Genomic DNA, 4811 nt, shown 5'->3' with positions numbered 1-4811 from the left:
GAAGCCCTCGACGGTCAGCTCCGGCAGCAGCTGGGACTGGTTCAGCTGGACGATCTGGATGCCGAGCTGGGTGGTGTCGATCTTCGCGGCATCCGCCTGCTGCATCGTGCCGCGCGCCAGGTTGGCGTAGAAGGCGGCATCCTGATCGATCGGGCGCTGCGCGGCGACCTGGATCATCGAGGGCTGCGCGGCGCGGGCGGCGGCCTCGGTCGCGGCGGTCTCGGCAGTGGAGCTCTGGCTCGCGGAGTGCTCGGGCTGGTCGGTGGTCGCGGCGGCTGCAGCCGACGTCGCGACGAAGGGGGATGCCGCACCGGCGACGAGCGCGGCGGCCAGGAGCACGGGGGTGAGGGTCTTGCGGGTGGGAATGAGGGTGCGAAGGGGCAGGTCGCGAAGGCGCACGGGTCTCCAATTTTCGCTGGGCCCTGCATGGTCCGGCCGCCGTGGCCGGGAACGGCGACAGCGGGTAACAGGAGACGCGTCGGCGCACGCCACCCTGGGCAGGCGGGTCACCCGGGTCGCGGATCCCGTCGGCGCGCAGACGTCGATCGGGTCGGAATCCGTGCCGTCATTCGTGGGGCCGATGCGGCGGACTCGGGTCATCCGTCCGCCGCTGGGATGGCTGCGGACGAGTTCCGACCACCGTACGGGCGGTTTCTGGACGTCCCATCCACATCCCGGGCACGTCCCCTGGGAGGCCCTCGGCTCGGCCCAGCAGCTACGGCTTCAGCACGAGGGTGTCGGTCGCGGCCCTCGAGACGGCCTTTCCGGAGAACGGCCACGGGTTCGTGCGGCCGTGCTGCCACTGGTCGAACTGGTCTTCGTAGTTCGTGTGGAACACGTGCGCGCTCTCTCCGGTGAGCTGGATCCAGCGCGACCGGTCGAAGTTCGAGAGGTCCACGATCATGCGCATCGACGGCAGCGTCTGCACCGAGAAATCGCCGCCGATGTCGTACGACGTGGCATCCACCACCGACGTGCCGCCGGCCACCGGGAACGGCCCGCGGTTGAAGATCCACTCCAGCGCCGGGATGCCGGACGACCCGAACGTCGCGTTGGTGAGCGTCAGCTGGTGCAGGTCGCCCCAGTTCCAGGCGTCGGGGTTCGCGCCCTGCAGCTTCACGAGCCGGTGGTAGGCGTCGGTCGCGGCCTTCTGCAGCATCCGGTCGCGGCTCGTCACCCCGATCGCGGGGTTCTGCCACCACTCCGACTGCGGGTCGGCGAGCGCGTTCGACACGACGAGGAACTGCCGGTCCTGGTCGTCGACCGGCAGCGGATCCGTGCGCCGCGAGAAGAGGTCCTGCGAGAGCTCGTCCCACAGCACGTTCGCGTAGGCGGCGCCGGCGGAGTCGACGGAGTCCGTGGCATCCCACTGCTCGAGCACGGCGAGCGCCTTGGACACGCCGGGGTCGGCGACGTGCACCGACCGGTAGGCGATGATGAGCTGCTTGCCGATCCAGAGCTGACTGTCCGACTGGATCGCGGCCATGTCGGCGATCGTCAGCTTGTGGGATGCCGCCTTCTGCCGGATCAGCTCCGCGATGCGCGCCGCCCGCCAGCCGTAGTCCCAGTCGTTCGTGAGGAAGTACGGGTACTTCTGGCCGACGATCGCGTTGTTCGCCGTGACGATGTAGCCGTCGGTCGGGTTGTAGAGCACGGGGAGCTTCGCGAAGGGGATGAATCCCTTCCAGTCGTACGCCGGGTCCCAGCCGGGCTGCGGCAGCGACCCGTCGCCCTTGCCCCGGATCGGCAGCTTGCCGGGCGTCTGATAGCCGATGTTCCCCTTCGTGTCGGCGTAGACGAGGTTCTGCGCGGGCACGTCGAAGAGACTCGCGGCGTGCCGGAATCCGGCGAAGTCGCTCGCCGTGTCGAGGGCGAAGATGGCGCTCGCCGTGGTGCCGGGCGTCAGCGCGGTCCACTTCAGGGCGACGGCCAGCTCGTCCGGCGGGGTCGCGGTCTGCTTCGTCGTGGCGCCGCGGGTGCCGGTGTAGCCGTCGCGGGCGATGGCGGCATCCTGGTCGTTGGTGCTCGACACGATCGGACCGTTGTCGGTGACCCGCACGGTGATCGTGACGGGTTTGCCGCCGGCGACCTTGAACGTCTCGGTGCGGGTCTGCAGCGGCACGTACCTGCCGCCGCGCAGATACGTGTTGCCGCGCAGCTTCTCGAGATACAGGTCGGTGACGTCGGTGGTGAGGTTCGTGAAGCCCCACGCGATGGTCGCGTTGTGCCCGATGATCACCCCCGGCATCCCGGAGAATCCGAAGCCCGCGACGTCGAACGGGCAGGCCGTCGACACGACGCGGCACTTCAGGTCGACCTGGTGCCAGATGCCCGGCATCGACTCGCCGAGGTGCGGGTCGTTCGCGAGCAGCGGCCGGCCGGAGGCGGTCAGGTCGCCGGAGATCACCCACGAGTTCGAGCCGACGCCCTCGCCCGGCCGGCCGAGCAGGGCGGATGCCGCCTGCACGACGCCGTCCACCTTCTTCCAGGTGATCGACGCCGTGGCGGCATCCGTCCCCGACGGTGACGCGCCGGTCGTCGTGGTTCCGGTGGTTCCCGTCGTGGGGGCGGGCGCCGGGGCATCGGTGGAGAGCTCGGGCACGATGACGGGATTGGTGCCGTAGGGGTACTTCGGCCACAGGTCGGCCAGCTGCGCGGCGGAGTAGTCGGGCGCGATGAGGGCGCGGTCGGCCTCTTCGAGCAGGTTGGCGCGAAGGTCCCAGGCCATCGCCTTCAGCCACGCGAGGGAGTCCGCGATGGTCCACTTCTCGACCCGGTAGTCGGGGTTCTGGATGCCGAGGATGCCGTACTCCAGCGAGAGCGCGGTGCCCTGGTGGGTCTTCAGGTACGCGTTCACGCCGTCGGCGTAGGCCTGGTAGTAGGCGCGGACGGTGGGGCTCAGCAGCTTCACCTCCTGTTCGGCGGTGCGGCGCCAGCCGAGGGTGCGCAGGAACTCGTCGGTGGGCAGCTGGGAGGCGCCGAACATCTCGCTGAGGCGCCCGGCGGTGACGTGCCGGCGGAAGTCCATCTCGAAGAAGCGGTCCTGCGCGTGCACGTACCCCTGCGCGTAGAACAGGTCGTGCGGGTCGTCCGCTTCGATGGTCGGGATGCCGGTGGCGTCCCGCAGCACCGTCACCTCGTGATGCAGGCCGGATGCCGTGATGGTGCCGTCGAGCTGCGGGAACGAGCGCTGCACGGTCCACACCGCGAACCCGGCGACGATCACGGCGATCGCCACGACGCCGCAGACCACTCCGTACGTCCACTGCCCGATCCGGCGACCCACCGACCGCCGCCGCGCCGCCCGACCGGGATCAGGAGTCTCGGAGGCGGGGGCGTTTCGGGTCGAGCTCACCGCCGCATCCTATCGATCCGTCGTCCCTGCGCCCCGTTGCCCCTTTCCCTTCCCCCTCCCGGTCGTTGAGCGAGTGTAGCGAGCCGAAACGCCACGCCCCGCGCTCCCTTCCCCCTCCCGGTCGTTGAGCGAGCGCAGCGAGCCGAAACGCCCCGACCCGCGCCCGCTTGCTCACGCCATGAGGCTCGGCTGCAGGTCGCGCAGGCGCCGGTGCCGGGTCGTGCGGCGCACCCCGAGCGCCGTGATCGCGAGCGCGCCCACCAGCCACATCGCCAGCACCGTCAGGTCGCTGCCCGCCCGCCCGAGGTCTCCGCCGTACATCACCTGCCGCAGCGCGTCGGTGACGAATCCCATCGGCAGCACGTGGTGCAGCGCGGCGAGCGGCGCCGGCAGGGTCTGCCACGGGAAGGTCCCGCCCGCGGTGACCAGCTGCAGCACCATGAACACCAGCCCGAGGAACTGCCCGGTCGAGCCCAGCCAGACGTTCAGCGCCAGGATGATCGCCGCGAACGTGAGGGAGGCCGCAAACATGATCCCGAGCGTGCCGAACGGGTGGTGGAACGAGAATCCCAGCCACACGGCGAGCACTCCGAACAGCGCGACCATCTGCAGCACGCCGAGCAGCGCCGGGGTGAACCAGCCGGCGAACGTGATGCGCACCGGCCGGTGCAGCGCCGTCATCGCGCGGCGCGACACCGGCTTGATGATGTTGAACAGCGCGTAGATGCCGATCCAGGCGGCCAGCGCCACGAAGAAGGGGGCGAGTCCCGCGCCGTAGTTCGAGGCGGCGGCGACCTTGCTCGCGTCGACCGAGACCGGGTTGGCGATGGTCTGGGACTGCAGGGTCCGCAGGGCGGCATCCGACTCGGGCAGCTTCGCGGCGCCGTCGGCGAGGCTTGTCGCGAGCTTGTGCGCGCCGGCGTCGAGGGTGTCGAGCCCGGTGACGAGCGTGTCCGTGCCCGAGCTCAGCTTCGCCGCACCCGCGGCCGCGCTGTCGGCGCCGGTCGCGGTCTGGGCGGCTCCGGACGACAGAGCGGATGCCCCGGACGAGAGTTTCGCCGCCCCGGTGTGCAGCTGCGCGGCGCCGGTCGACACCTGGGCCGCGCCGGCGGACACCTGCGCCGCGCCGTTCGACAGCCGGTCGATCTCGCCGACCGCGGCCTGCACCTTGCTGTTGCCGGTCGTCAGGTCGGCGGCGAGCGGGTCGAGCTTCGCGAGCACCGCGCTGATCTGGGCGTCGTCGAGCCCCTGCTTCTGCAGTTCTGCGGCGATCTGGCTGCGCACCTGGGGAATCCGGTCGGTGGCGGTCTGCACCGCGGTGCCGACCTTGTCCGCGTAGCCGGCGATCTTCGCGTCGCCCGCCGCGACCTGCCTCGCCCCGGCGGCGACCTGGGCGGCACCCTGTGCGAGGCTCGCGCCGCCGGAGTTCAACTGCGCGGCGCCGGAGGCGAGGCTC

The 4811-nt window shown here is 70.9% G+C and carries 3 protein-coding genes; all 3 read right to left on the bottom strand.

From position 1 onward, the window contains the following. Positions 1 to 399 (bottom strand): hypothetical protein (locus VJR25_RS05355; RefSeq protein WP_324113293.1); only part of this gene is annotated, 399 nt, incomplete at its 3' end. A 316-nt stretch (positions 400 to 715) separates the two neighbouring features. Beyond that, on the bottom strand, positions 716 to 3355 hold the full coding sequence (locus VJR25_RS05350; RefSeq protein WP_324113291.1) for a penicillin acylase family protein: 2640 nt from the start codon (positions 3353 to 3355) through the stop codon (positions 716 to 718). Between the two features lie 171 nt (positions 3356 to 3526). Continuing rightward, positions 3527 to 4811: YhgE/Pip family protein (locus VJR25_RS05345; RefSeq protein WP_324113288.1), on the bottom strand; the 1285-nt coding region annotated here is incomplete at its 5' end.

The sequence above is a fragment of the Microbacterium sp. genome (assembly GCF_035277845.1).
In the GTDB taxonomy this organism is placed as follows: domain Bacteria; phylum Actinomycetota; class Actinomycetes; order Actinomycetales; family Microbacteriaceae; genus Microbacterium.
This window is presented reverse-complemented; position numbering and strand designations above follow the sequence as displayed.